Below are 1387 nucleotides of genomic sequence, written 5' to 3' on the forward strand. Positions count from 1 at the left end.
AGACCAGCTAATAAAAGTCAATAGTTAATTCAATATTTTTTCAGAAATGAGGATTGATAAAAAAAGCATAACTAAACAAGCCATTAAAAAATCCGAACAATGGCTGAAAATCAAGTAATCGAATTTTACAGGGTTAAGCGGCCAAAATGAGGCTGGAATGTGAGCTGTTCCGCCAGGACTGATGATCTTCGGGGCTTCTGAATTCAAAAGGTTTCTGATCACGGAGAACCGCAAAAATGTAATGAAGCAGCTTATGCATGACGGCTACAAGGGCGACCTTTTTCTTCTTGTTTTGGCATTTATTCTGATAGTAATCCCGCAAAACAGGATTGATCGGATCACCTTTGCAGGTGGTTCGAATCGAAGCCAGAGCCGCAGTAAAAAGGACTCTACGGCCGAAGCGGGTACCACGTTTGGAAATTTTGTTACGATCCCCATTAAATTTGCCGGACTGATTGACACTGGGATCAATGCCAAAGAAGGCAACCAGTGCTTTGGGCGAATGGAACCGCGAAAAATCTCCGATTTCGGCCAGAATAGTGGCCGCGGTTAGAAAACCAATTCCTGGCATGGCTTCCAGTAGAATAATGGAGTCCCGGACATTTTTGGGAAAGTCAGCATTCGAAATCATCCCAGCCAGTTCGTCTTTAAGACCTTCCAGATTGGCCTGAAACGTTTCAATCCCGTCAAGATGATACTGAATTTTACGGCTGAGGATAGAAAATTCCATGGGCATTGAAAGGCAGAGTTGAGCCATCGCAACGAGTTTGGCAACCTTCTTCTGTCCCCATATAAGCCCCTTGCGACTGGTTTTAGCGATCATTTGAGCCAGTGTATCCGGATTTTCAGAAAGAATGGCCTTAGGGGTTTGATAATCCCTGAGAATTTTCAGCGAAGCCTTGCCAAAAGGATTACTAAAAACATCCAGATAACCGGGGAACAGCAGATACAGATCGGTGCAAAGCCGGTTTTTCAGTTCGGTGAGCATATCTGAAATGGCATAATATTCACGCAGTAACATCCTCAGGGAAAGAATCTGGGGTTCTGGAACCAGTGAATACTTGACATCCTGAAATTTAGCCAGCCGGGCAATCGATTCCGCATCTTTGGCATCATTTTTCACTTTTCTTAAGTCGAAATTTTTGGTAGAATGAACACATAGAGGATTCAGCACAAATCCTTTGAGATCATTCGATTTCAAAAAGAAGAAGAGTGGCAAATGAAAGATACCCGTAGATTCTACAAAGTAGATGGGCTTTTGTTTCAGCCGCTCTTCTTCTTTTTTGAGAATGCCGAGCAGCTTGTTAAAACCGGCCGGATTGTGATCAATCCGAAAGGGCTTGCGAATCAGTGAGCCATTAGGCTCCAGCATGGCGACCACAGAAAA

Annotated in this window: 1 protein-coding gene; it reads right to left on the reverse strand. The window is 43.6% G+C overall.

What is annotated here, in order from left to right; translation table 11 throughout:
* Positions 1 to 133: 133 nt before the first annotated feature.
* A partial coding sequence (locus GH808_RS15060) for an IS110 family RNA-guided transposase (RefSeq protein ID WP_186843599.1) occupies positions 134 to 1387 on the reverse strand: 1254 nt, incomplete at its 5' end.

The organism is Acetobacterium fimetarium (assembly GCF_014284475.1).
In the GTDB taxonomy this organism is placed as follows: Bacteria; Bacillota; Clostridia; order Eubacteriales; family Eubacteriaceae; genus Acetobacterium; species Acetobacterium fimetarium.